Source organism: Bradyrhizobium sp. Kon37 (genome assembly GCF_055807535.1).
The window spans coordinates 494,546-521,299 of the sequence record NZ_JBVVOY010000001.1; the positions used below are offsets into that span (position 1 = coordinate 494,546).

The window sequence follows — 26,754 nt, forward strand, 5'->3', positions numbered from 1 at the left end:
GCCGAAATGACCGAACTTGCCGCTTCCGACTTTCGCCCCGCGCAGCGGCATATCCGCCTGGATACCATCCTGCGGCTGCGCTGGCTCGCGGTGCTGGGCCAGCTCGCCGCGATCTTCATCGTGGCGCAGGGGCTGGAATTCAACGTCGAGATCGTCCCCTGCGTCAGCATCATCGCGCTGTCGGCGGCGCTCAATCTGGGGCTCCAGACCGTGTCCAATCCGCTGCAGCGGCTGGAGCCGATGCAGGCGGCCGGACTGCTCGCGCTCAACATCGTGGAGCTGGCGGGTCTCCTGTTCTTCACCGGTGGACTCCAGAACCCGTTCTCGTTCCTGTTCCTCGCGCCCGTGCTGATCTCGGCGACCGCGCTGCCGGCCCGCTTCACCTTCGGCCTCGGCGTGCTGGCTGTCGCCTGCGCCTCGGTGCTGTTCTTTTTCCATCTGCCGCTGCCCTGGGATTCCGACGATCCGCTGGTGCTGCCGCCGATCTATCTCGTCGGCGTCTGGCTTTCGATCGCGCTCGCGATCGGCGTCACCAGCCTCTACTCGTTCCAGGTCACCGAAGAGGCGCGCAAGCTCGCCGACGCGCTGGCCGCGACCGAGCTGGTGCTGACGCGCGAGCAGCATCTGACCCAGCTCGACGGCCTGGCTGCGGCCGCAGCGCACGAGCTCGGCACGCCGCTTGCGACGATCTTCCTGATCTCGCGCGAGCTGGAGAAGACGGTGAAGGAGCCGAACTTTGCCGCCGACCTGAAGACCTTGCGCGAGCAGACGCAGCGTTGCCGCGACATATTGAGCAAGATCACCCAGCTCTCCTCCACCGGGGCGCCGTTCGACCGCATGAAGCTGTCGGAGCTGATCGAGGAGGTGGTGGCGCCGCACCGCGATTTCGGCGTGGATATCAAGGTGCGCATCGCCGTCGCCATCGTGGCCGAGCCGGTCGGCTCGCGCAATCCGGCGATCCTCTACGGGGTCGGCAACATCGTCGAGAACGCAGTCGATTTCGCCCGCACCACCGTCGAGGTGAATGCGTGGTGGAACAAGGACACGATCGAGATCGTGATCTCCGACGATGGTCCCGGTATTCCGCCTGACATCCTCAACCGGATCGGCGAGCCCTATTTGTCGCGGCGGCGCAGCCAGGACGAAGGCGGCGGCCTCGGGCTCGGCGTGTTCATCGCGCGCACTTTGCTGGAGCGCACCGGCGCCAAGGTCTCGTTTACCAACCGCACCTTTCCGGACCATGGCGCAGTGGTCCAGATCACGTGGCCGCGAGAGCGTTTTGAGGCTATCGAGACCTTTGAAGAAACAATAGGATAGGCCGCGACCTTGCGTCGCACAACGGGGCCGATCGACTATTGGCGCCCTTGGCACCGCCCGATTGCGCCGCCATATGTAGGAGCGCTGGAGAGAGGACGAAACCTTGAACGCCATCGCCGAACTGAACGAACAGACCGACCGCTCGCTGCTAATCGTGGAGGACGACAAGCCGTTTCTGGAGCGGCTGTCGCGCGCCATGGAAACGCGCGGTTTTGCGGTGACGTCATGTGACACCGTCTCGGACGGTCTGGCGCAGATCGGCAAGGCGGCGCCGGCATTCGCCGTGGTCGATCTCCGGCTCGGTGACGGCAACGGTCTCGACGTGGTCTCGGCGCTGAAGAAGAAGCGCCCCGACGCCCGCGCGATCGTGCTGACCGGCTATGGCAACATCGCCACCGCCGTCACCGCGGTGAAGATGGGTGCGGTCGATTATCTCTCGAAGCCCGCGGACGCCGACGACGTGGTCGCGGCGCTGCTGTCGACCGGCTCGGACAAATCCGAATTGCCGGCGAACCCGATGTCGGCCGACCGCGTGCGCTGGGAACACATCCAGCGCATCTATGAGATGTGCAACCGCAACGTCTCGGAAACGGCGCGGCGGCTGAATATGCATCGGCGTACGTTGCAGCGGATTCTGGCGAAGCGCGCGCCGCGATAACGGCGTCGCGGATCATTGCATAGCCCGGATGGAGCGAAGCGCAATCCGGGACAGCCGTTCCGTATGCGCAAATCCCGGATTTCGCTTGCGCTCCATCCGGGCTACGGACTCACTCCCAAAACTCCGCATGCCCCTGCGGATCGACCAGCCGGTTGATCCGCAATGCCGCCGCCATCGCGAACCGCACAGTCATTTGCTTGCGCGTGGCCGCAGCGAGCTTGTGCTCGGGCGCCTCGCAGTGTAGGTGCGCGCCATAGGCATCCGCGATGATCAGACCCGTGTCTTGCGGAAAGATCTCGCAAGGCAGGTCCTGCGTGAAGGCGAAGAACAGCCGATCGCAATGCGCCCGGTATTCGTGCCATTTCTGATCGGCGCGCAAATCCTCCACCGACGATTTGATCTCGACGATCCAGATCTCGCCGCGCTCGTTCAGCGCGACGAGATCGGCGCGCCGCCCGGAGGGCAGCGGCAATTCGCTGATGCAGGTGAAGCCGAGCGAGCGCAACAATCGCGCCGTACCGCGCGCGATCGCCAGCGCCGTTTCCGACTGACGGCGGTCGGGTGGTGGCACGATGGCAATGCGGGCGGCGTTGTCCATGGGAGGAGGATAGCCGATTCCTCCGTCGTCGTCCTGGCGAAAGCCAGGACCCATTACCCCAAGGGATCGTTGGTGCACGAGCTGATAACCACCAGCCCTCGTCAAATTTTGGCCTGTGGTAATGGGTCCTGGATCTGCGCTTCGCTTGTCCAGGACGACGGCTGCGTACGGAACCGCTCTCGCTCCTAACACTTATCACGCAGCCGCCGCACCTCGGCGGGACCACCGAGGCTGCGCGCGCATGATCGACGATCTCTGGTACAAGAACGCCATCATCTATTGCCTGTCCGTCGGCACCTATATGGACGCCAACGGCGATGGCATCGGCGATTTCAAGGGCCTGTTGCGCCGGCTCGATTATCTGCACGGCCTCGGCATCACCACGATCTGGCTGATGCCGTTCCAGACCTCGCCCGGCCGCGACGACGGCTACGATGTCGCAGATTATTACAGTGTCGATGCCCGCTACGGCACGCTCGGCGATTTCGTCGAGTTTACCCATGGCTGCAAGCAACGCGGCATTCGCGTCATCATCGATCTCGTCGTCAACCACACCTCCGACCAGCATCCCTGGTTCAAGGCGGCGCGGAGCGACAGGAATTCGCCCTACCGCGACTGGTATGTCTGGTCCGACAAGAAGCCGGCCAACGCCAATCAGGGCATGGTGTTTCCCGGCGTTCAGAAATCGACCTGGACGCGCGACAAGGAAGCCGGCGCCTGGTACTTCCACCGCTTCTACGATTTCCAGCCCGATCTCAACACCTCGAACCCGAACGTGCAGGCCGAGATCCTCAAGATCATGGGCTTCTGGATCCAACTCGGCGTCTCAGGCTTTCGCATGGATGCCGTGCCTTTCGTCATCGCGACCAAAGGCGCCAAGGTGAAAAAGCCGGCCGAGCAGTACGACATGCTGCGGACGTTTCGTGAATTCCTGCAATGGCGGCAGGGCGATGCCATCATCCTCGCCGAGGCCAACGTGCTGCCGAAGACGGACATGGAATATTTCGGCCGCGATGCCGACCGCATGCACATGATGTTCAATTTCCAGGTCAACCAGCATCTGTTCTATGCGCTGGCCTCGTCCGATTCCCGCCCGCTAGGGAAAGCACTGAAGGCGACCAAGCCGCGGCCGGCCTCGGCGCAATGGGGACTGTTCCTGCGCAATCACGACGAGCTCGATCTCGGGCGATTGACGAAGGCGCAGCGCGACGCCGTGTTCAAAAGCTTCGGTCCTGACAAGGACATGCAGCTCTACGACCGCGGCATTCGCCGCCGGCTGGCGCCGATGCTGGGTGGCGACCGCCGGCGGCTCGAGCTCGCCTACAGCCTGATGTGCACACTGCCGGGAACGCCCGTGATCCGCTACGGCGACGAGATCGCGATGGGCGATGATCTTTCGCTCCCCGAGCGCAATTGCGCGCGCACGCCGATGCAATGGTCGACGGAGCCGCATGGCGGCTTCACCACCAGCGACAAGCCGGCCTTGCCCGTCATCGACGAAGGACCGTACGGCTATCCGCACGTCAACGTCGCCAAGCAGCGGCGCGATCCCAACTCGATGCTGAACTGGACCGAGCGCATCGTCCGCATGCGCAAAGAGGTGCCGGAGATCGGCTGGGGCGATTTTTCGATCATCGCGACGCGCGATCCCGCCGTGTTCATCATGCGCTACGACTGGCGCAACAATTCCGTGCTGTTCGTGCACAATCTCGACGAGAAGCCGCGCGAGATCGCGTTCTCGGCGGGGCTGCCGGGCGAGGCCGGCGCGCACCTTATCAATCTGCTCGCGGAGGACCACAGCCACGCCGACAAGCGCGGCCAGCACCGCGTCGTGCTGGAGCCTTACGGTTATCGCTGGTACCGTGTCGGCGGATTGGATTATCTGTTGAAGCGGAGTGACATCGACAAGACGGTTCGGGGTAACAAGCATCCGGGGTAGGTGCGACCACACACTCCGTTGTCGTCCTGGCGAAAGCCAGGACCCATTACCCCAATCGTTCATTGTCGTACGAAGTGATAACCACGATCTTCGCCAAACTACTCCCTGGGGTAATGGGTCCTGGATCTGCGCTTCGCTTGTCCAGGACGACCTAAGAAGGCGGCGTGATGATCACCCCCTCGTTGCCACGCAAATCCAGCACGCCTTCGATCCGCTCCCCCTCGCGATCCAGAAATGTCGACAGCAGAATCTCGCTGCCGAACCTGATCGCGCTGGTGGTGACCGCGATCGGCTCAGGGCCGAGATTGAGCACCACGGTCACCGCCCTGCCCTCGGCCTCGCGGCGATAGACCAGGAGATCGCCTTGCGCGGCGACCGGATGATAGTCGCCCGCGACCAGCGGCGGACACCCCTTCCGCAACGCGATCAGGCGCTTGTAGAGCGTCAGGATCGAACGTGAATCGGCTTCGAGATCGACGACGTTGTTGCGGATGTGATCCTCCGGCAGCGGCAGCCATGGCCTGACGTCCGAGAAACCGGCGAAGTTGGAGGAATCCCACTGCATCGGCGTGCGACAGCCGTCGCGGCCGACACCGATGCCGGGCACGTTCTTCTCGAAGGGATCGCGCACGAACTCGGGCGCGATCGCGAGCTGATGCATGCCGATCTCGTCGCCGTAGTAGAGCGTCGGCGTCCCGCGCAGCGTCAGCAGCAGCATGGCGGCGATGCGGGCCTGCTCCGGCCCGACGCGGCTTGCGACGCGCGGGCGATCGTGATTGCCGAGCACCCAGTTCGGCCAGGCGCCCTTCGGCAGCGCCTTCTCGTAATCCTCGACGATCTTCTCGATCGAGCGCGCGCTCCAGAAGGTCGAGAGCAGCGCGAAATTGAACGGCATCTGCGCGCCGGTGAGGTCGTTCCCGTAGTAAGCCATCAGGCGATTGAGCGGCAGATAGATCTCGCCGATCAGGACGCGAGCATCATAGGCATCCGTGACGCGGCGCATCTCGGCGATGACGTCGTGCACCTCCGGCTGGTCGGTGGAGTATTGCGTCAGGATCTTTTCGTTCGGCGGCCGGCTCTCGACATAATGCGGATTGGGCGGGTTGTCGCGGAACTCGGCGTCCTTGATCAGATGCCAGATCACGTCGACGCGAAAGCCGTCGACGCCCTTCTCCAGCCAGAACCGCATCACGTCGTAGATCGCCGCGCGGACATCGGGATTGCGCCAGTTGAGGTCAGGCTGCTGGGCGAGGAAGGCGTGATAGTAGTATTGACCGGTCGTCTCGTCGAACTGCCACGCGCTGCCGCCGAACTCGGACAGCCAATTGTTCGGCACGCCGCCGCCCTCGCCCGGGTCGCGCCAGATGTACCAATCGCGTTTGGCATTATCGCGCGAGGAGCGGCTCTCGACGAACCAGGGATGCTGGTCCGAGGTGTGGTTCGGCACGAGGTCGAGGATCAGCTTGAGGCCGTTGTCGTGCGCGGCGGCAAGCAGCGCATCGAAATCCGCCATCGTGCCGAACAGCGGCTCGATGCCGGTGTAGTCGGAAATGTCGTAGCCGAAATCGGCCATTGGCGAGGGGAAGATCGGCGACAGCCAGATCGCATCGACGCCGAGCGATTTCACATAAGGCAGCCGCTGCAAAATGCCGGCGAGATCGCCGACACCATCGCCGTTTGAATCCTGAAACGAGCGCGGATAGACCTGATAGAAGATGCCGTCGCGCCACCAATTGCTGCCGCCCTGAGCCATGCGGGAAATCCATCCAAAAACTGCTTGTCGCGCGGGAGAACGCGGAACGAGCGCCCCGGTTCAAAACAGCAGGCGAATTGGGAGGCCGTGTGACGATGGCTGCCGCTGTTCCCGGCGAGGGCACGAATCTTTTGCTTGGCGGCATGGGAAAAATCGGCATTGTGGGCCGCATGAGCGAGCAAAACGAGACACAAGCCGAGGCAGGCGCGAAGGCGGGCGCGATCATCGTCCCCGTGACGCTGTTCGAGCAGAATTGCACCATCATCTGGGACGAGCCTTCCAAGAAAGCCGTGGTGATCGATCCCGGCGGCGACGTGCCGAAAATCCTGGAGGCCATCAAGCAGACCGGCGTCACCGTGGAGAAGATCTGGCTCACTCACGGCCATATCGACCATGTCGGCGGCGCGGCTGAACTCCGCGACGCGCTGAAGGTGCCGATCGAGGGCCCGCACGTCGCGGACAAATTCCTGCTCGACAACGTGGTCGAGAGCGGCGCGCGCTTCGGCATGAGCGGGGTGCGCAATTTCGAGCCGGACCGCTGGCTCGACGAAGGCGACAGCGTGGCGATCGGCGATCTCCAGTTCGAGATCTATCATTGCCCGGGCCACTCGCCCGGCAGCGTGGTGTTCTTCAACAAGGATCTGCGTTTCGCCCATGTCGGCGACGTCCTGTTCGCGGGCTCGGTCGGTCGCACCGATCTGCCCGGCGGCAGTCACGCGACGCTGATCGACTCGATCAAGACCAAGCTGCTGCCGCTCGGCGACGATGTCGGCTTCATCTGCGGCCACGGCGCCGGCTCGAGCATCGGCCAGGAGCGGATGACCAATCCGTTCATCACCGGCGAGATGTGAGCGCCTATTCCGCGGCGTCTGCGAACGCTGCGGGCTGGCTCAGGTTGCGGTCACCCCATTCGCGGATCGCAGCGACGACCGGCACAAAACTCCTGCCTTATCGGCGCGACGGCCTGAATTACTTCATCAATCCCGCGGCCGTGAGCGCGCGCGTGATGATCTGGCCGAGATCGAAGCCGCGGGCGTCCTCGCGCTTCGGCTCGGCCGTCGCTTCGGCGACCGCGGCGCGGATCGAGCGGGCCAGATGCGGCGCGGACGAGCGGGCCGGCGGTGGCTTTGGCTCGGCCTTCTTCGCCGCGTCGGGAATCCAGCCGGTGAGGCCGAAGAATTTGGCGATGTGATAGGACGAGGAGATGCCGGCCTCGATCAGGAACGCGCCTTCCACGCCATAGCGCTGGTCGTTGTCGGCAAGGCCGAGCGGCGTGCCGTGGGCCATGTCGGTGATGGCGTAGGATTCGACGAGGGTCTCGCCGTCCTTGTTCCACCAGGCCTGGCGCGGATAGCCGTCGATATTGGTTTCCGCCATCGGGGCCTCGGGCAGATCGTGCAGGTCGAGCCATTGCTTGACGATCTCGTTGGCATTGCCGGGGTTGACGGTGCGATCGGCGCTGCCGTGCCACACCGAGATCCTGGGCCAGGGCCCGCGATGATCCGAGGCCCGCCGCACCAGATCGCCAAGTTCGCGCGCCGGCCGCTCTGGGGAATGAAACATGCCGTCGAGCGCCTCGCGCAGATTCGTCGCGATACCGTAGGGAAGTCCCGCGATAACCGCGCCGGCCGCGAAGACTTCAGGGTAGGTCGCGAGCATCACCGACGTCATGCCGCCGCCGGCCGACAGGCCAGTGATGAAGATGCGCTTGGGATCGACGCGATGCGTTTCGATCATGTGTGCGATCATCTCGCGAATCGAGCACGCCTCGCCGCTGTCCCGTGCGGTGTCTTCCGGATTGAACCAGTTGAAGCAGGTGTTGCTGTTGTTGATGCGCTGCTGCTCGGGCATCAACAGCGCGAAGCCGTAGTGCTCGGCGAGCGTCGACCATCCGGCACCGACGTCGTAGCTTGCCGCCGTCTGGCCGCAGCCGTGCAGCACGACGACGAGCGCGCGCGGCTTCTGCAGTTGCGGCGGCACGAACGCGAACAGGCGCAGATTGCCGGGATTGTCGCCGAAGCCCGTGACCTCTTGCAACGGACTGGACGCATCGGCGCTCCGGCCAAAGTCGGCGAAGCGCAATCCGTCCAGCTTTGGCAGACGTCTCAAGAGGTCGACATTTCTGGTTAACGACACGGCAGCTCCTGGCAGGCGACGTTCAACGTCCACCCAAACCAAATAGTTGCTGCAGCGCAAAATAAAAAGACCGCGTGCTGTCGATGATGCGCTAAATCACAGGAAAACCTGCAGAAATCCGCACGTATTAACCGCAATGCCTCAACTTCGTGCAGATGAACGGCGCATCCACGCCAGGAACGCGGCGCAGATCATGATTAATGTCACGAACAGCGCGAGCGAGACGAGAAATCCTGCGCGCGCTGATTGCACCGCTTCGGCGGCAAAAAACACGGCGCCGATTGCGGCCACTCCGGCCGCATTTCCGATCTGCGCCGTGGTGCCGTACATGCCGGAGGCAGAACCTGCGGCCACAGGCTTCACCGTCGAGAGCACCGCGCCGGACAGCGGCGCCATCACCAGCCCCTGACCGTAGCCGAAGACGATCATGGTGAGCGCGAGCAGCAGCGCGGACGGCGCATCGACAGAGAACGCGACCAGCGCAAGCGCCGCGAGGCCCGCGATCTGAAGCGCGCAGCCTTCGATCAAGACCCTGGTGCCGCGATGGCGCGCCCGTGCGCCGCTATGGCGCGAGGCCACGACGAAAGCGAGCGCGAGCGGAATGAAGGCCATGCCGGCCGCGAGCGGCGGGATCATCAGCCCTCGCTGCATGAACAACGTCATGACCAGATAGAACGAGAGATTGGCGGAGAAGAAAAAGAACGCCGCACCGAGGCCGCGCAGGAAAGCGACATCCGCCAGCAGCGAGAGATCGATCAGCGGCATGCCGCCGGCGCGTGCCACCGCATGCTCCAGTTTCGGGAATGCCAGGAGAATCACGGCGCCGATCGCCATCACCAGCCACAGCCACGGTGCCCAGCCGACATCGTGACCGAGCAGCAGCGGACCGATCATGCACAGCAATCCGGCGAACAGGACGATGCTGCCCGCGATATCGAGCCGCGTGCCGGCGCGGTGCGGCACCGAGGGCATGATGCGCCAGGCCGCAGCCGCGATGACGAGACCGCACGGCACATTGACGAAGAACACCGAGCGCCAGCCGGTGCCGGCGAGATCGATCGTGACCAGGAGACCGCCGAGCAGAAAGCCCGCGGCACCCGCGAGCCCCAGCACGATGCCGTAGATGGCGAAGGCGCGGTTGCGCTGTTCGTCGGTGAACAGGAGATGTAGCGTCGCCAGCACCTGCGGCACCATCAGCGCGGCGGAAGCCCCCTGCGTCAGCCGCGCGACGATCAATTCCGCACCGGATTGCGCCAGTCCGCACCACAGCGACGTCAGGGTGAAGCCGAGCAGGCCAGCCAGGAACACGTTCCGGGTGCCGTGAATGTCGCCAAGGCGGCCGCCGGTGACCACCAGCGTGGCATAGGCGATCAGATAGATCGCGATGACGGATTCGATCTGCGCAGGCGACGCCTTCAACTCGACCGCGATGGTCGGAATGGCGACGTTGACCACGAAAGCATCGACGCCGAACATGAACTGGGCGGCGACCACGATCGCCAGCACCCACCAGCGACGCGACGTATCGAGAGGCTTTGTGACGGTTTGATGCATCGGCGCGCGATCCTTCGGATGTCGTTGCCGATCATCGCAGGCCTAATGCGGCGTCGCGATTACCTCGAAGGTAGGATCCCCGCGCGCTCCGCCTCTCTCCACATGCCGGGAGAGGGAGACGACACATGCATGGCTGCATTCCGCCGCGCGGGACATCGCGCGATTGCGTTCGCTGCCTTCAGCACGTAGCTTCGCGCCACAAACAAACAAAAAATGTAAGTTGGAGAGAACACCATGGCGCGCCTGAAGTTCGGAGCCTTCCTCGCCCCGCATCATCCGATCGGGGAGCATCCGATGCTCCAGTTCCGGCGCGATCTCGACCTGGTCGAGCAGTTGGATAGCCTCGGCTATGACGAGTTCTGGTGCGGCGAGCATCATTCCTCGGGCTGGGAGATGATCGCCTCCCCGGAGATGTTCCTGGCGGCGGCCGGCGAGCGCACCAAGCGGATCAAGCTCGGCACCGGCGTGGTGTCGCTGCCCTATCACCACCCCTACAACGTCGCGCAGCGCATGGTGCAGCTCGACCACATGACCGGCGGCCGCGCCATCTTCGGCTCCGGTCCCGGCGCGCTCGCCTCCGACGCGCATACGCTCGGCATTGATCCGATGACGCAGCGCGACCGCCAGGACGAGGCGATCGGGGTGATCCGCCGTCTCTTCGACGGCGAGCGCGTCACCGCGAAGAGTGACTGGTTCACCATGAACGACGCCGCGCTGCAGCTCCTGCCGTTGCAGGAGGAGATGCCGTTCGTGGTGGCCTCGCAGATCTCGCCTTCCGGCATGACGCTCGCCGGCAAATACGGCATCGGCATCATCTCGCTGGGGTCGATGACGACGCAGGGGCTGATGTCGCTGCAACAGCAATGGCAGTTCGCCGAGGACGCGGCGAAAAAGCACGGCACCAAAGTCGATCGCGCGAACTGGCGCGTGCTGCTGACCTGGCACATCGCCGAGACCCGCGAGCAGGCCCGCCGCGAGGCCGGCGCCGGGCTGATGCGCTGGCACAACGAATATAATGTCGGCACGCTGCAGCGGCCGGGCCTGACCGCGTTCGCCTCACCCGACGAGGCCGTGGACAAGACCGCTTTCGTCGACGGCGCGGCCTCCGTCATCGGCACGCCCGACGACCTCGTCAAGATGATCAAGAACGTGATGCAGGTCTCCGGCGGTGTCGGCGCCGTCATCGGCTTCGTGCACGACTGGGCCAATCCGGAGAACACGCGCCGGAGCTGGGACATGGTCGCGCGCTACGTCGTGCCCGAAATCAACGGCTACATCGACGGCTTGCGCAAATCGCAAAAATTCGTGATCGAGAACCGCGCGATCTTCGAACGCGCGGGCCAAGCCGTGATGGCCAAGATCATGGAAAACGAGAAGGCCGCCGAGGCTTTGAAGGTGACCGGCGCCGGCCGCGTTGCGATTCCGGCCGTCAACGCGCCGGATTTGCAGAAGGAAGCGGCGAAACGGTAGGTTGGGGGCCCGCCCGGACCTCGGCGAACGCCTCGTCCTTCGAGACGACCGCTCCGCGGTCTCCTCAGGATGAGGCTAAGCGGCACCGGAGTCCGTTGAAACTGCTGCCGCACACTCTGTCCTCATCCTGAGGGCCCGCCAAAGGCGGGCGTCTCGAAGGATGGCCGCAGCGAAGCACCGGCGCATCAGCGCACCCGGATTGTGTTATGTTGGGTTCAGCCAACCGGAGCAATCGTCATGTCGATGCAGAATGTGGCCGCGCCTGCGCTCGGCTTCACTCCGCCCAAGCGCAACGAGCTGACACATATCCCCGGCGACGAAGGCTGGCCGATCATCGGCAAGACCTTCCAGGTGCTCGCCGACCCCAAGGGGCATATCGAGGCGAACGGCGCCAAATACGGCCTGGTCTATCGCACGCATTTCTTCGGCGAGACCAATGTCGTGCTGCTCGGCCCCGAGGCCAACGAGCTCGTGCTGTTCGACCAGCAAAAGCTGTTCTCCTCCACCCATGGCTGGAACAAGGTGCTGGGCCTGTTGTTTCCGCGCGGATTGATGCTGCTGGATTTCGAGGAGCACCGGCTGCACCGCAAGGCGCTGTCGGTCGCATTCAAGTCCGGACCGATGAAATCGTATCTGAGCGATCTCGACCGCGGCATCGCCGCCCGCGTCGCGCAGTGGAAGGCAAAGCCCGGCGAGATGCAGCTTTATCCGGCGATGAAGCAGCTCACGCTCGATCTCGCCGCCGCGTCCTTTCTCGGCGCCGATATCGGGCCGGAGGTCGACGAGATCAACCGCGCCTTCGTCGACATGGTCGCCGCCGCCGTCGCCCCGATCCGCCGACCGCTGCCCGGCACGCAGATGGCGGCCGGCGTCAGGGGACGCAAGCGCATCGTCGCTTATTTCCGCGAGCAGATTCCGCTGCGACGCGGCAATCACGGCGGTGATGATTTGTTCTCGCAGCTCTGCCGCGCCACCCACGAGGACGGCGCGCTGCTCTCGGAACAGGACATCATCGACCACATGAGCTTTCTGATGATGGCGGCGCACGACACGCTGACCTCGTCGCTGACATCGTTCATCGGCGAGCTCGCGGCAAATCCCGACTGGCAGGACAAGCTTCGCGCGGAAGTCATGGCGCTGGGGCTCGCCCCCGATGCGCCGAGCAGCTTCGACGATCTCGAAAGGATGCCGCTGTCGGAGATGGCGTTCAAGGAAGCGCTACGGATCAAGCCGCCGGTGCCCTCGATGCCGCGCCGCGCCATGCGCGATTTCACCTTCAAGGGTTTTTCGATTCCGGCCGGCACCGCGATCGGCGTCAATCCGCTCTATACGCACCACATGAAGGACATCTGGCCGGAGCCGGAGCGCTTCGATCCGCTGCGTTTCACCGAGGAGGCCCAGCGCAACCGCCACCGCTTCGCCTGGGTCCCGTTCGGCGGCGGCGCGCATATGTGCCTCGGCCTGCACTTCGCCTACATGCAGGCCAAATGCTTCGCGCGGCACTTCTTGCAGAATATCGAGGTATCGCTCGAGCCCGGCTACAAGCCCGACTGGCAGATGTGGCCGATCCCGAAACCGCGCGACGGATTGCGGGTGCGGGTGAAGGCGGTGTGAGCATCGCTCTCGTAGGGTGGGTTAGCCGAAGGCGTAACCCACCTTTGGTGTCAGCAGTGACAGAAGTGGTGGGTTACGCTTCGCTAACCCACCCTACGGCTTCGTCGCCCGTGGCGCCTACGCCCCCTGATCGAACGCCTTGCGCAGGGCCACGTAGCCCTGCTGCTGCTGGCTCCAGTTGCGGCCGCCGGTCATCGCGCCGTCGATGACGAGGTCATGGCCGTTGATGAAGCTGGATTCGTCGCTGGCCAGGAACACCGCTGCATGGGCGATGTCATCGGGCAGGCCGGCGCGCGGAATCGGCTGCGCGGTCTTGTAGACCTCGCGCATCACCGCCGGCGTCTTCTCCGCCGCGTCGGTCGAAAGCCCGAGCGCCTTGCCGAAAATGCCAGTCGCGATGGCGCCGGGCGAGATCGAGTTGACGCGGACGTTGGATTCGCCGAGCTCCATCGCTACGCATTTGGTGAGGTGGATCACCGCCGCCTTGGCCGCACCATAGACCATCGACGACGAGAAGCCGGCGAGACGGCCGGCGATGCTGCCATTGTTGATGATGCTGCCAAAGCCCTGCTTCTTCATGTGGGGAGCGGCGTGCTTCATGCCGAGCATGACGCTGCGCACCAAGGTCGCCATCGCCGCGTCGAAGCGCTCGACCTCGAGGCCTTCGATGCCGCCGGTCTGCGCCGGGCCGCCGGCATTGTTAAACAGGCAGTCGATGCGGCCGAATTTGTCCACCGCAAGCGCGATCAGCGCCTGCATCTGCGCTTCGACCGTCACATCCGTCTGGCGGAAGACGCAATTCGCCCCGAGCTGCTTCGCCAGCGCCTCGCCTTCCGGTATGCGCCGGCCCGCGATCACAATTTTGGCACCTTCGGCAACGAAGACTTCTGCAGTCCGCAACCCGATCCCGCTCGTCGCGCCCGTGATCACCGCGACCTTGCCATCCAACCTGCCCATGGAATGTCCCTGTTTCCGAACCCCTTGACGCCAAATGGCGGACACCGATCGACGACGGCGCCGCGACAGTTGGCGCCGCGGCAGGCACTATTCCTGCCGGCTTCCGACAAGGCAAGCTTTGCTTGGGGCCGGCGACATGCGTAACATTCCTGGCGACCGCTCGATTGTCGAACGCGTATCGCCACCGGATCGCGCATGGGGAAGCTGATCGACGAATTCCGCAAGGGCTGGCAGGGCGTGGCACCGCCATCGCTCGGCCTGAGCCTTGCGTTTGCGGTCGCCTGCCTGCTGGTTGCGACGCTGGCGCGCTGGGCTCTCGCCCATGTGCGGCCCGACGTCTATTTCACGCCGTATTTCCCGGCCGTGTTCTTTGCGGCCGCGTTCGGCGGCTTCCGCATCGGCATCATCACGGCGCTGGTGGGCGGCGTGCTCGGCGTCGTCGTGAATTTTGGCGATGCCCTTGCCGATAACGCGCGATTCGCGCTGCTGGCACTCTATTGGGCGGTCTGCGCGCTCACCATCTGGGGCGTCGAGCACTATCGCACGCTCCTCGTCGAGCAGCGCCGGATTTCCAGGCGCCTGATCGAGGAGGAAGACTATCGCAAGCTGCTGGTCGACGAGCTCCAGCACCGGCTGAAGAACAAGCTGTCGACGGTGCATGCGGTGCTGCATCAAGTGTTGCACGATCAGCCGCAAATCTGGGCCCGGATCGATCCGCGGCTGCGGTCGCTTGCCGCGACCGACGATTTGATCTCGCGGATCGACAAGGCCGGCTGCGACATTCGCGACCTCCTGATCTCCGAGCTCGGCCCGTATGGCCATGTCCGCTTCACGCTCAACGGCGACCGGCTGTTCCTGCCGCCGAAGCTTGCGGTCACGCTGTCCCTGATGTTTCACGAGCTCGCCACCAACGCAGGCAAGTATGGCGCGTTTTCCGCGCCACGCGGGTTGTTGCAGGTGTCATGGACCGTCAGCGACGACCGTCTGGCCGTGACCTGGGATGAAACCGAGGGCCCGAGCGTCGACAAGGTCTCCGAGCCGGGTTTCGGCACCAAGCTGTTGAAGTCCGCGCTGTCGGCCTTCGACGGCAAGACGGAGGTCTCCTATCTCAGGACCGGACTCCATTGCACCATGCAATGCCGTATCCCCAAGGACGGTTAGACGCGGCGCAATCGAAAGCCGTTCGCGCGCTTCGTTCGCGGTTTCGCCGGACGCGTTGACGCCCTGTTAATGACGATGGGCTGCGCGCGTCGCATCGCCGCAAAACACCACCGTAATTCTCCGGACCCCTTAACCAAACTTAAGAGGGAACCGCGCAAGATCACGGCCATTGCAAAAGCGCGCTGAAACAACAAGATTCATGACTTCTATGAACGACAACAGATATTCCGGCGCGGGCGAAGCCGAACTCGGATTTCTCAAGGAAATCGTTAGAATGCTGCCTGCCGGCCTGACCGTGCAGGACGCGCAAGGCGAACTTCTCCTGGTCAACGATGTCGCGGCCGCCCAGCTCGGCATGGACGGCAGCCGCCCCTCGCGCGATCTCGCGCCCCGCCAGGAAGCCTGCCGGCGGGCTCTGAGCTCCGGCCGCGCGGTCGTCGCCGAGGAAGCGCTCCACGACGGAGCCGCACGCCAGGTGCTGCTGACCACCCATCGCCCGGTCCGCTTCGACGGACGCGAGCTGCTGATCTCGGCCTCGTCCGACATCACCGAGCAGAAGAATTTCGAGGACCAGCTGTTCCGCTCGGCCTATTTCGACGAGCTGACCGGCCTGCCCTCGCGGCGCGTGATCGAACATCGCGCCACCAGCCTGCTGGCGCAGGGTCGCGCCGGCGAGCGCTTTGCGCTTGCTTTTCTCGACGTCGACAATTTCAAGCACATCAACGACTATTACGGCCACGCGGTGGGCGATGCCCTGCTGGTCGAGCTGTCGAAGCGGCTTGGACGCGGCTTGCGCGACTCGGACATGCTGTCGCGCATCTCCGGCGACGAATTCCTGCTGCTGCTGTCGCCGATCCAGAGCCAGGAGGAAGTCGCCGAATTCATGCAATCGACGTTGGAGCGGCTGACCGCGCCGTTCTTCATCGACAATTCGGAAGTCTTCGCCTCGACTTCCGTCGGCATCAGCCTCTATCCCGATCACGGAAGCAGCTTCGAAACACTGCGTCAGAACGCCGACATCGCGATGTACCGCATCAAGAACGACGGCAAGGGATCGGCGGCCTTCTTCGATTCCAGCATGGAGCGCGAAGCGCTGGCGCGGATGAAGATCGAGCAGTCGCTGCGGCAGGCCATCCTGGAGAAGCGCTTCTGCTGCGCCTTCCAGTCCAAGGTCGACATCCGCACGCAGGACGTGAAGGGCATCGAGGCCCTGGTGCGGCTGCGCGACGACGAGGGCGTGATCCAGGCGCCCGGCTCGTTCATCAATCTTGCCACCGAACTCGGGCTGATCGACGAGCTGACGCATCTCGTGCTCGCCGAGATCGTCAAGTCGATCGACCTCATCAACGAGACGTTCGGTGCGGAAGCGACCATCAGCATCAACGTCGCGGCCAAGCAGGCCGGCAACCCCGAATTCATGCGCAGCTTCGCCCAGGCGCTCGACGACACCGGCTTTCCGCAGCGCTTCATGATCGAGGTGACGGAAGACGCCTTCGTCGCCAAGAATCATTTCCAGGCCGAGATCCTGCCGATGTTCCGCAAGCTTGGCGTCGCCATCTCGATCGACGATTTCGGCACCGGCTATTCCTCGCTCTCGGCGCTGGCCGACATTACCGCGGACGAGATCAAGATCGACCGCTCCTTCATCACCGATATTCATAAGCGTCCACGCAACCAGGGCATTCTGCGCGCGATCGAATCCCTGAGCGAAGCGCTCGGCATGACCGTGATCGCCGAAGGCATCGAATCCTACGAGGAGCTCGCCTACCTCCAGGCTGCGACCAAGATCCGCTACGCGCAGGGCTATTATTTCTCCCGGCCGATCTTCCTGGAGGAGCTGAAGCTCGCAACGCCCATCTCCAGCGAGGCACGCGCCAGCGTCACAAACCGCTCGACGCAACAGAACCGGCAGGGCTATTCCCGCGCGAACGGATACCGGCGATAACCCGGGCCTGATCGTTACTTTGCAAAGCCTGAGCAACCCGCTCCACGGGTGAGGTCAACAATCGCATCTGCCGATTTCCTCGGCAGAAGCGATCCGGCGCGGCCGGGCCGGGACAATGTCACACATACCCGTCGCGTGGTCCGCCGGAAGGTGGAATTGCAATGTCTGCACGGTTGTGCAAATCGCTATAGCCAAAGCATTTCATCAGGAGGGACCACCGTGCGTCAATCACTCGTCATGGCAACCACCATCCTCGCCCTCGCCGCGGGCACCTCCGCACAGGCCGACGATCTCAAGGTCGCGCTGATCTATGGCAAGACCGGCCCGCTCGAGGCCTATGCCAAGCAGACCGAGACCGGCCTGCAAATGGGTTTTGAATACGCCACCAAGGGCACCATGACACTCGACGGGCGCAAGATCGTCGTCATCCCCAAGGACGACCAGGGCAAGCCCGATCTCTCCAAGGCGGCGCTCGCGGAAGCCTATCAGGACGACAAGGCCGACATCGCGATCGGCACGACCTCGTCGGCCGCGGCACTCGCGATCCTGCCCGTCGCCGAGGAGAACAAGAAGATCCTGATCGTCGAGCCCGCGGTCGCGGACCAGATTACCGGCGAGAAGTGGAATCGCTACATCTTCCGCACCGCGCGCAACTCGTCGCAGGACGCGATCTCGAACGCGGTCGCGATCGGCAAGCAGGGCGTCACCGTCGCGACGCTGGCGCAGGACTACGCCTTCGGCCGCGACGGCGTCGCCGCCTTCAAGGAGGCGCTCGGCAAGACCGGCGCGACGCTCGCCGCCGAAGAATATGCCCCGACTTCGACCACCGACTTCACCGCGGTCGGCCAGCGCCTGTTCGACGCGCTGAAGGACAAGCCGGGCCGCAAGGTGATCTGGGTGATCTGGGCCGGCGCCGGCAATCCGCTGGCGAAACTCCAGGACATGGATCCGAAGCGCTACGGCATCGAACTGTCCACCGGTGGCAACATCCTGCCGGCGCTCGCCGCCTATAAGGGCCTGCCTGGCATGGAAGGCGCGACCTATTATTTCTACGCGATCCCGAAGAACCCTGTGAATGACTGGTTCGTCGCCGAGCACCAGAAGCGCTTCAACGCGCCGCCGGACTTCTTCACCGCGGGCGGATTCGCCGCCGCGATGTCCGTCGTCGCCGCCGTCACCAAGGCAAAGTCGACCGACACCGAGAAGCTGATCACGGCCATGGAAGGCCTGGAGTTCGACACGCCGAAGGGCAAGATGATGTTCCGCAAGGAAGACCATCAGGCGCTCCAGAGCATGTATCACTTCAAGGTCAAGGTCGATCCGAACGTCGCCTGGGCCGTGCTCGAGCCGGTGCGCGAGCTGAAGATCGAGGACATGGACGTTCCGATCAAGAACAAGCGCTGAGTTTTTTTGACTTCACCTCTCCCGCTCGCGGGAGAGGCCGGGAGAGGGCTCTATCCTCCTGGGGGTTCTCGATTGCGGAGGCACCCTCTCCCCAGCCTCTCCCGCAGGCGGGAGCGGGAGCGCAGCGTGATCGCGGACAAATTCTCCTCTCATCATTTGCCAGATCCTCATGACGCTGACCCTCGAAACCCGCGACCTCACCATGCGCTTCGGCGGTCATGTCGCGGTCAACAGCGTCACCTGCAGTTTCCGCCCGGGCGAACTCACGGCCATCGTCGGCCCGAACGGCGCCGGCAAGACCACTTATTTCAATCTGATCTCCGGCCAGCTCCGCGCATCGAGCGGCAGCATCCTGTTCGACGGCATCGACATCACCCAGCATTCCGCGCCGATGCGGACGCGCGCGGGCCTGGGACGCGCCTTCCAGCTCACCAACCTCTTTCCGAATCTCTCAGTGGAGGAAAACGTCCGGCTCGCCGTGCAGGCCGCCGACGGCAGTCACTACGACATGCTGCGGCCCTGGATGGTCCGCCGCGATCTGATCGCCCGCGCCGATGCGATCCTGGATCAGGTCGCGCTCGGCGGCCGCCGTGGCGTCGCCGCGACCGCACTGTCCCATGGCGATCAGCGCAAGCTCGAGGTCGCGCTGATGATGGCGCTCGAACCTGATGTCTTCATGTTCGACGAGCCGACCGCGGGCATGAGCATCGACGAAGTCCCGGTCGTGCTGAACCTGATCGCCCAGCTCAAGCAGGACAAGAGCAGGATCATTCTCCTGGTCGAGCACAAGATGGACGTGGTGCGATCGCTCGCCGATCGCATCATCGTGCTGCATAACGGGCAGCTTGTTGCGGACGGTCCGCCGGCCGAGGTGATTGCGTCACCGATCGTGCAGGAAGCCTATCTCGGCGTCGCGCCGAATAAAGTTGCAGGGAGCGCAGCATGACCGATCTGTTGAAGCTCTCCGGGGTGCACACCCATATCGGCCGCTATCACATCCTCCAGGGCATCGATCTCGCTGTCGCGCAGGGGCAGACCACGATGCTGCTCGGCCGCAATGGCGCCGGCAAGACCACGACATTGCGCACCATCATGGGCCTCTGGCAGGCCTCCTCCGGCGAGATCAGCCTCGCCGGCGAGCGCATCGAGAGCCGTGCGACGCCCGATATCGCGCGGCTCGGCGTCGGCTACGTGCCGGAGAGCATGGCGGTGTTTTCCGACCTCACAGTGAAGGAGAACCTGGTGCTGGCGGCGCGCGACGGACCGCTCGACGACGTCCAGCTCGACTGGATTTTTGGCTTCTTCCCGGCGCTGCGCCGGTTCTGGCTGTCGCGCGCGGGAAGTCTCTCGGGCGGACAGAAGCAGATGTTGTCGATTGCCCGCGCCATCGTCGAACCGCGCAAGCTCCTGCTGATTGACGAACCGACCAAGGGGCTGGCGCCTGCGATCGTGATGGCGCTGATCGAGTGCCTGAAGGAGATCAAGCGCAAGGGCGCCACGATCCTGATGGTCGAACAGAATTTCTTTGCGGCCCGCGAGCTCGGCGACAACGTGCTGGTGATGGACAACGGCACCATCGTTCATCGCGGCGAGATGGCGGCCTTGGCCTCCGACGTGCCGCTGCAGGAGCGGCTGCTCGGCCTGAGCCTGGAGACGCATCAATGACCGAGCTCGCCGCAACCGATCCGCTGCCGAAGCCGAAGCGCGACATCGCGCCGATCCTGCTGCCGATCGCGGTCGCGCTCGTGATGATCCCGCTGATCGGCTCGCCCAGCACCTGGCTGACGCTGACGGCCGCGAGCCTCGCGATGGGCATGATGATCTTCATCATGGCCTCCGGACTCACGCTCGTGTTCGGCCTGATGGACGTGCTCAATTTCGGCCATGGCGCCTTCATCGCGGTCGGGGCCTATGTCGCGACCCTGGTGCTGGCGCCGTTCGCCGCTTCCCTCCAGGCGGATTCGCTGTGGATCAACCTCGCGGTCCTGGCGCCGGCGGCATTGCTGTCGATGGCGGTGTCCGGCGCGCTCGGCCTGATTGTCGAGCGGGTGCTGATCCTGCCCGTCTACGGCCAGCATCTGAAGCAGATCCTGATGACGACGGGCGGCCTGATCGTCGCCGAGCAGACGCTGTATGCGGTGTGGGGGCCGCAGATCATCCCGACGCCGCTGCCGACGTCGCTGCGCGGCTCCTTCATCCTCGGCGACGTCGCGATCGCGAAATACCGCGTGCTGGCGACGCTGATCGGCCTTGCCGTCTTCATCGCGATCCAGCTCGTGCTCAACCGCACCAAGCTCGGGCTTCTGATCCGTGCCGGCGTCGAGAACCGCGAGATGGTCGAGGCACTCGGCTATCGCATCCGCCGCCTGTTCCTCGGCGTGTTCATGACGGGATCAGCGCTGGCCGGCCTCGGCGGCGTGATGTGGGCGCTGTATCGCGAGCAGGTTCACGCCTCCATGAGCGACGACCTCACCGTCCTGATCTTCATCGTCGTCATCATCGGCGGCCTCGGCTCGATCGGCGGCTGCTTCATCGGCGCGATCCTGGTCGCGATGATTGCCAATTACGGCGGCTTCCTGGTTCCGAAGCTCGCCCTCGTCTCCAATATCCTGCTGATGGTCGCCATTCTGATGTGGCGGCCGCGCGGCCTCTATGCGGTGACCAGCCGATGATGATCCTGTCAGGCGATCCGCCGCGCAGCCGCGTGCTCACGCTCGTTCTCGTCCTCATCATCCTGGCGCTGCTGGCGACGCCGTTCCTGTTTCCCGGGGCGAAAGCGCTGAACGTCGCGGCCAAGATCTGCGTCTTCGCCGCACTGGTCGCCTCGTACGACCTCCTGCTCGGCTATACCGGCTCGGTGTCGTTCGCACACACCATGTTCTACGGGATCGGCAGCTACGCGATCGCGATCGCGCTGTACGGGATGGGCCCGAATTGGGGTGCGGTTGCAACCGGCATCGTGGTCGGCCTGCCGCTTGCCGCGCTGCTTGCGCTTGCGATCGGACTGTTCTCGCTGCGGGTTGCCGCGATCTTCTTTGCCATGATCACGCTCGCGGTTGCATCCGCCTTCCAGGTGCTGGCCTCGCAGCTGTCCTGGCTGACCGGCGGCGAAGATGGCCGCAGCTTTCAGCTGCCCGAGCTGCTCAGGCCCGGCACGGTGCTGATCTCCAGGAACGTGCTGGGATTCGAGGTCAACGGCCGCATCCTGACCTACTATCTGGTGTTCACCGTCTCGGCCCTGATGATCCTCGCTTTGCTGCGGGTGGTGAACTCGCCGTTCGGGCGCGTGCTGCAGGCGATCCGCGAGAACCGCTTCCGCGCCGAGGCGCTCGGATTCCGCACCGTCTTCCACCTGAGCTACGCCAACTGCATCGCCGCACTGGTCGCCGCCGGCGCCGGCATTCTCAATGCATTGTGGCTGCGCTATGCCGGCCCCGATACCTCGCTCAGCTTCTCGATCATGCTGGACATTCTGCTGATGGTCGTGATCGGCGGCATGGGCACGATCTACGGCGCGATCATCGGCGCCACCATCTTCATCCTCGCCCAGAACTATCTGCAGGCGCTGATGGGCGTCGCCTCCAAGGCGGCGTCGGAAGCCGGCCTGCCGCTGCTGCCGGGGCTGTTGCATCCCGATCGCTGGCTGCTGTGGCTCGGGCTGCTCTTCATCGCCAGCGTCTACTTCTTTCCGACCGGCGTGGTCGGACGGCTGCGCAATCTCAGCAGCGACAAGAGCGCAGGCGGCTCGCATTAACGCGTGATTCATGATGCAGCGCAGCGGCTCGCCGGACACGACCGTGATCGCGCAACGAGATTAACGCTCAGGTAACTGGCTTTCCTAAGCTTTACGCCATTTGTGTGGTGTATCCCTGTCCCTTCAGGGAGGGGGAATGCGCCAGGTCTTTGCAGGAATTGCAGCCGGAATGTTCCTAGCCGCGAAGCACGGCTGGGAGGCAGCCATTCGGCGCGGACCGGTGCTGTGGCTCACTTTGTGCGGCGTGTTGCTGGTCGCCGGGATCTTCGCCGTGACCGCGATGGCGGTCGGCGAATTTCGCGAACGTACCCTGGCCAACCGCGAGCGCGAGCTGGAAAATACGGTACAGCTGATCGCGCGGCACTTCGACCAGCAATTCGAAGATTCCGACGTCGTCGCCGCCGATGTGATCGGGCAGATGAACCTGCCGGAGATCAGTTCGGCCGCGATGTTCCGCGAGCGCATGTCCGGACCCGCGACGAACCAGATGCTGCGGAGCAAGATCGGCCCGGTGTCCTACCTCGGCGACATCGCGATCTACGATGCCGACGGCGAACTGATCAACTGGTCGCGGGCCCAACCGCTGCCCAAGATCAACATCTCCTCGCGCGCCTACTTTCAGGCCTTCAAATCGAATCCGAGGGCCGAACCGGTGGCGCTGGAATCGGTCCGCAGCTTCATCATCGGAAAATGGACCACGGTCGTCGCGCGTCGGCTGAGCGGCGCAGACGGCAGCTTCCTCGGCACGATGGTCCGCCGGATCGATCCGGACAGCTACCAGAACTATTTCGCGTCCGTTGCGCTTGCTGAGGGCACCGCGATCTCGCTGTTCGACCGCAATGGCAGGATGCTGTCGCGCTACCCGCATGTCGAAGAGCTGATCGGCAGGGACTTCAAGGACGCGCCGCTGATGCGCAAGATGCTGGCCGAAGGTGGCCGGCACACCCTGCGCGTCAAGGGCCCGATCGACGGCGACGAGCGCCTCGGCTCCGGGGCCTCGCTTTCGCACTTCCCGCTGGTCATCGTCGCGACCAACACCACGAAAGCCGCGCTGGCCGACTGGCGGCAGCAGACCGGTTTCATGGTCACCACCGCCGCGCTTTCGGCCACGGTGATTGCGCTGATCCTGTTCCTGATCGTTCGCCAGATCAACCGGCAGAACCGCGAGGCGCAGCAGCGGCTGGAAGCGGAGCGAGGGCGGCTCGACACCGCCTTGAACAACATGTCGCAAGGGCTGATCCTGTACGATGCCGCGGGCTACATCGTCACCTGCAACCGCCGCTACGCCGACATGTTCGGCCTCTCTCACGACGTCATCAAGCCCGGCTGTCACATCCGCGAGGCGATGTATCACCGCAAGGAGCGCGGCGCGTTCGAAGGCGATGTCGAGGCATTTTGCGCCGACGTCATGAGGGTCGTCGCGGAGGGCACCGTCTCCACCAGAAGCCATCACTTGCCGAGCGGCCGCGCTTTCCAGGTCATCAACACCCCGCTCGCGCAGGGCGGATGGGTGGCCACGATCGAAGACATCACCGAACGTCGCAAGCTGGAGCAGGAACGCGACCGCAACTACATGTTCCTGCGCGAGATCATCGACCACATCCCGTCGCAGATCACGGTGAAGGATGCCCAAACGCGGCGATATCTGCTGGTCAATCGGACCGCCGAAGAGCAATTTGGTCAGTTGAGTGAAGACATCGTCGGCAAGACTCCCTTCGATATCTACCCGGATGCATCCGCCAGGATCGTCACCGACGACGACAGCAAGGCGCTGAAGGCGGGCGGGGGATTGTTCAAGGACGAGCATGCCTGGCAGAGCCAGGCCAAGGGGATGCGCTACATCACCTCGACCCGGATCGGAATCCGCGACGAATCCGGCGAGCCGCGTTACCTCATCAACGTCGTCGAGGATGTCACCGAACGACGGCGCGCCGACGAGAAGATCGCGCATATGGCGCATTACGATGCGCTCACCGACCTGCCGAACCGGGCGCTGTTCCGCGAGCAGATCGAGCGCGAACTCGAGAAGGTCGGCAGCGGCAATCAGTTCGCGCTACTCTACATCGACGTCGACGAGTTCAAGGGCATCAACGATTCGCTCGGTCATCACGTCGGCGACGAACTTTTGAAGGGAATCGCGGCCCGCATCCGCGGCTGCCTCGGGCAGGGCGACCTGATCGCGCGGCTCGGCGGCGACGAATTCGCGGTGATCCAGACCGGGATCGAGTCATCCGCCGACGTAGTGTCATTCGTGATGCGGATCTTCGAGGAAATCCGCCGGCCCTATCATTGCTTCGGTCATCAGCTCTCCACCGACGCCAGCATCGGCATCGCGATGGCGCCGCAGGACGGCACCGATCTCGACCAGCTCATCAAGAATGCCGATCTCGCAATGTACGGCGCCAAGGCCGAGGGCCGCCGCACCCACCGCTTCTTCGAGCCGGAGATGGATGCGAGCGCCAAGGCGCGCCTCAGCCTGGAGCAGGATTTGCGCCAGGCCCTGGTGAACGGCGGTTTCGAGATCCACTATCAGCCGTTGGTCGACCTGCGCACCAACGAGGTCACGGGCTGCGAGGCGCTGCTGCGCTGGCGGCATCCGCAGCGCGGCATGGTGTCGCCGGCCGAGTTCATCCCGATTGCCGAGGACACCGGCCTGATCAACGAGCTCGGCGACTGGGTGCTGCGCATGGCCTGCAACGAGGCCGCGACCTGGCCGGCGCATGTGCGCGTCGCGGTCAACGTCTCGCCGGTGCAGCTCAAATGCGAAACGCTGGCGCTGCGAATCGCCGGCGCGCTCGCGGATTCCGGACTTGCCCCGTGCCGGCTCGAGCTCGAGATCACCGAGGCCGTGCTGATCCGCGACGACGAGGCGGCGCTCTCGATCCTCCACCAGCTCCGCGCCATCGGCGTGCGCATCGCGCTCGACGATTTCGGCACCGGCTACTCCTCGCTCAGCTATCTGAAGCGCTTCCCGTTCGACAAGATCAAGATCGACCGCTGCTTCGTCGCTGATATCGCCGAGGCGAGCGGCGCGCCCGTGATCGTGCAGGCGGTGGTGAACATCGCCGCCGCCAGCAACATGACCACGGTCGCGGAGGGCGTCGAGACCGAGGCGCAGCGCGAGATGCTGCGCGCGCTCGGTTGCACGGAGATGCAGGGCTATCTTTTCAGCAGACCGAAGCCGGCCAGCGAAGTGCGACAGCTGTTCGGCCCAAGCCATGCCTTGCCGGTGGCGGCGGTGGCCTGACATGGCGAAGCCGGGGAAAACGTCAGCCAAGACGGTCGACGTTGCGGATTCCTATGCCGTGCGGCTGATGCAGCATCTGGTGGTGCCGACCTTCGTGATCGACCCCAAGCGCCGCGTCGTGATCTGGAACAGAGCCTGCGAGCGGCTGACCGGCGTCGCCGCCTCCGAGGTGATCGGTACCAATAAGCACTGGCAGGCCTTCTACGAGACCAGGCGCCCTTGCCTCGCCGATCTTGTCGCGCTCGACCGCCCGGAACAGCTGCCGGAGTTCTATTCCGAATATGCCGCGCGCGGCCATAACGGGCTCGGCTTCAGCGCCGAGAATTGGTGCGTGATGCCGAAGCTCGGCAGCCAGCTCTATCTCGCCATCGACGCCGGCCCGATCCACGACGAAGCCGGCCATCTGATTGCGGTGGTGGAGACGCTGCGCGACCTCACCGACCAGAAGCGCGCCGAGATGGCCCTGAAGGAGCTTGCCACCAAGGACGGGCTGACCGGCCTGTCGAACCGTCGCGCGTTCGACCAGATGCTGATGAGCGAATGGGCCCGCGCCCAGCGGACGCAGAAGCCGATGGCGCTGCTGTTCGTCGACGTCGATCATTTCAAGCTGTTCAACGACCGCCACGGCCATCAGAGCGGCGACGAATGCCTGCGCGCGGTCGCGTCCGTCGTCAGCCGCTATGCCGTGCGCCCGCTCGATCTCGCCAGCCGCTATGGCGGCGAGGAATTCGCGCTGATCCTGCCGGACATGGATTGCGATGCCGCCTGCGTCATCGCCGACGAGATCCGCTGCGCCGTGATGGCCTTGCGGATCACCCATGGCGCCGTCGGGGCCGGTGACCGCGTCACCCTCAGCGTCGGCGTCGCCAGCCACATTCCCAGCGAAACCGACGGCAGCCCCGACCGGCTGCTGGGCGCGGCCGACCAGGCGCTCTATGCGGCCAAACGGCTCGGCCGCAACCGCGTCTTGTGCTCCGAACGGCTGCTCGCCGAGTTCGCCAAGCTCGGGCGGGATGGCGTGCCGGTTCCTGGCCGCGCAGCCCGTAAATCAGGCTAGCCCAAATCAGCCTGCAGGAGACGGTGGAAGCGGTTGCCCGCCCCCCGCCAATCGGCTAAATGAACCCTCGTTGCACCCGTAGCTCAGCTGGATAGAGCGTTGCCCTCCGAAGGCAAAGGTCACACGTTCGAATCGTGTCGGGTGCGCCAGTCTCTTCCAGTCCGCGCTGGAGGCACCCTCACCCGATTTG

The 26,754-nt window shown here is 64.4% G+C and carries 20 protein-coding genes and 1 tRNA gene; 16 read left to right on the plus strand and 5 right to left on the minus strand.

Annotated elements, in window-relative coordinates:
• Positions 1–6 precede the first annotated feature (6 nt).
• Both AC0L3J_RS02365 and AC0L3J_RS02370 read left to right on the plus strand, forming a co-directional pair.
• Positions 7–1,317, plus strand: coding sequence for an ActS/PrrB/RegB family redox-sensitive histidine kinase (locus tag AC0L3J_RS02365; RefSeq protein WP_473345777.1), 1,311 nt, complete (start codon positions 7–9; stop codon positions 1,315–1,317).
• 103 nt (positions 1,318–1,420) lie between these two features.
• A complete protein-coding gene (locus AC0L3J_RS02370; protein ID WP_007598178.1) occupies positions 1,421–1,975 on the plus strand; it encodes an ActR/PrrA/RegA family redox response regulator transcription factor in 555 nt (184 codons plus the stop codon).
• 109 nt (positions 1,976–2,084) lie between these two features.
• Here AC0L3J_RS02370 and AC0L3J_RS02375 read toward each other — a convergent pair whose 3' ends face one another.
• The gene (locus AC0L3J_RS02375) at positions 2,085–2,573 is read right to left on the minus strand and encodes an MmcB family DNA repair protein (RefSeq protein ID WP_473345778.1); all 489 of its coding nucleotides are present in this window, start codon (positions 2,571–2,573) and stop codon (positions 2,085–2,087) included.
• A 241-nt stretch (positions 2,574–2,814) separates the two neighbouring features.
• Here AC0L3J_RS02375 and AC0L3J_RS02380 point away from each other — a divergent pair, with 241 nt between their 5' ends.
• A complete protein-coding gene (locus tag AC0L3J_RS02380) occupies positions 2,815–4,512 on the plus strand; it encodes an alpha-amylase family protein (protein ID WP_473345779.1) in 1,698 nt (565 codons plus the stop codon).
• Positions 4,513–4,663: 151 nt separating this feature from the next.
• Here AC0L3J_RS02380 and AC0L3J_RS02385 read toward each other — a convergent pair whose 3' ends face one another.
• Positions 4,664–6,265, minus strand: coding sequence for an alpha-amylase family glycosyl hydrolase (locus tag AC0L3J_RS02385; RefSeq protein ID WP_473345780.1), 1,602 nt, complete (start codon positions 6,263–6,265; stop codon positions 4,664–4,666).
• A gap of 170 nt (positions 6,266–6,435) precedes the next feature.
• Here AC0L3J_RS02385 and AC0L3J_RS02390 point away from each other — a divergent pair, with 170 nt between their 5' ends.
• On the plus strand, positions 6,436–7,116 hold the full coding sequence (locus AC0L3J_RS02390) for an MBL fold metallo-hydrolase (RefSeq protein ID WP_473346061.1): 681 nt from the start codon (positions 6,436–6,438) through the stop codon (positions 7,114–7,116).
• Positions 7,117–7,234: 118 nt separating this feature from the next.
• On the opposite strand, the gene AC0L3J_RS02395 is transcribed toward AC0L3J_RS02390, so the two are convergent.
• Complete coding sequence (locus tag AC0L3J_RS02395; protein ID WP_473345781.1) at positions 7,235–8,401, minus strand: extracellular catalytic domain type 1 short-chain-length polyhydroxyalkanoate depolymerase; 1,167 nt, start codon at positions 8,399–8,401, stop codon at positions 7,235–7,237.
• Between the two features lie 141 nt (positions 8,402–8,542).
• Positions 8,543–9,955 carry an MFS transporter gene (locus AC0L3J_RS02400; RefSeq protein ID WP_473345782.1) on the minus strand — a complete coding sequence of 471 codons (1,413 nt, stop codon included), beginning with the start codon at positions 9,953–9,955 and terminating at the stop codon, positions 8,543–8,545.
• Between the two features lie 234 nt (positions 9,956–10,189).
• Here AC0L3J_RS02400 and AC0L3J_RS02405 point away from each other — a divergent pair, with 234 nt between their 5' ends.
• Both AC0L3J_RS02405 and AC0L3J_RS02410 read left to right on the plus strand, forming a co-directional pair.
• On the plus strand, positions 10,190–11,425 hold the full coding sequence (locus AC0L3J_RS02405) for an LLM class flavin-dependent oxidoreductase (protein WP_473345783.1): 1,236 nt from the start codon (positions 10,190–10,192) through the stop codon (positions 11,423–11,425).
• A gap of 237 nt (positions 11,426–11,662) precedes the next feature.
• Entirely contained in the window at positions 11,663–13,039 is a 1,377-nt protein-coding gene (locus tag AC0L3J_RS02410) for a cytochrome P450 (RefSeq protein WP_473345784.1), read from the plus strand.
• Positions 13,040–13,156: 117 nt separating this feature from the next.
• Here the strand turns inward: AC0L3J_RS02410 and AC0L3J_RS02415 are convergent, their stop codons facing one another.
• Positions 13,157–13,996, minus strand: coding sequence for an SDR family NAD(P)-dependent oxidoreductase (locus tag AC0L3J_RS02415; protein WP_473345785.1), 840 nt, complete (start codon positions 13,994–13,996; stop codon positions 13,157–13,159).
• A 195-nt stretch (positions 13,997–14,191) separates the two neighbouring features.
• On the opposite strand from AC0L3J_RS02415, the gene AC0L3J_RS02420 reads away from it, so the two are divergent.
• The 10 genes from AC0L3J_RS02420 to AC0L3J_RS02465 all read left to right on the plus strand — a co-directional run bounded on the left by AC0L3J_RS02420 (position 14,192) and on the right by AC0L3J_RS02465 (position 26,713).
• Complete coding sequence (locus AC0L3J_RS02420; RefSeq protein ID WP_473345786.1) at positions 14,192–15,157, plus strand: sensor histidine kinase; 966 nt, start codon at positions 14,192–14,194, stop codon at positions 15,155–15,157.
• A gap of 208 nt (positions 15,158–15,365) precedes the next feature.
• Complete coding sequence (locus AC0L3J_RS02425) at positions 15,366–17,102, plus strand: putative bifunctional diguanylate cyclase/phosphodiesterase (protein ID WP_473345787.1); 1,737 nt, start codon at positions 15,366–15,368, stop codon at positions 17,100–17,102.
• 237 nt (positions 17,103–17,339) lie between these two features.
• The gene (locus AC0L3J_RS02430) at positions 17,340–18,506 is read left to right on the plus strand and encodes a substrate-binding domain-containing protein (RefSeq protein ID WP_473346063.1); all 1,167 of its coding nucleotides are present in this window, start codon (positions 17,340–17,342) and stop codon (positions 18,504–18,506) included.
• Between the two features lie 169 nt (positions 18,507–18,675).
• Positions 18,676–19,452, plus strand: coding sequence for an ABC transporter ATP-binding protein (locus AC0L3J_RS02435; protein WP_473345788.1), 777 nt, complete (start codon positions 18,676–18,678; stop codon positions 19,450–19,452).
• Positions 19,449–20,171, plus strand: coding sequence for a branched-chain amino acid ABC transporter ATP-binding protein (locus AC0L3J_RS02440; protein WP_473345789.1), 723 nt, complete (start codon positions 19,449–19,451; stop codon positions 20,169–20,171). The genes AC0L3J_RS02435 and AC0L3J_RS02440 overlap by 4 nt, the downstream gene beginning before the upstream one ends.
• Entirely contained in the window at positions 20,168–21,178 is a 1,011-nt protein-coding gene (locus tag AC0L3J_RS02445; protein ID WP_027566072.1) for a branched-chain amino acid ABC transporter permease, read from the plus strand. Before AC0L3J_RS02440 ends, AC0L3J_RS02445 begins: the two co-directional genes overlap by 4 nt.
• Positions 21,175–22,260: a branched-chain amino acid ABC transporter permease gene (locus tag AC0L3J_RS02450; RefSeq protein WP_473345791.1), complete on the plus strand. Its 1,086-nt coding sequence runs from the start codon at positions 21,175–21,177 to the stop codon at positions 22,258–22,260. Before AC0L3J_RS02445 ends, AC0L3J_RS02450 begins: the two co-directional genes overlap by 4 nt.
• A gap of 136 nt (positions 22,261–22,396) precedes the next feature.
• A complete protein-coding gene (locus AC0L3J_RS02455; protein WP_473345792.1) occupies positions 22,397–25,507 on the plus strand; it encodes a bifunctional diguanylate cyclase/phosphodiesterase in 3,111 nt (1,036 codons plus the stop codon).
• Position 25,508: 1 nt separating this feature from the next.
• Positions 25,509–26,564: a sensor domain-containing diguanylate cyclase gene (locus AC0L3J_RS02460; RefSeq protein WP_473345793.1), complete on the plus strand. Its 1,056-nt coding sequence runs from the start codon at positions 25,509–25,511 to the stop codon at positions 26,562–26,564.
• A gap of 72 nt (positions 26,565–26,636) precedes the next feature.
• Positions 26,637–26,713, plus strand: a tRNA-Arg gene (locus tag AC0L3J_RS02465).
• Positions 26,714–26,754: the final 41 nt, after the last annotated feature.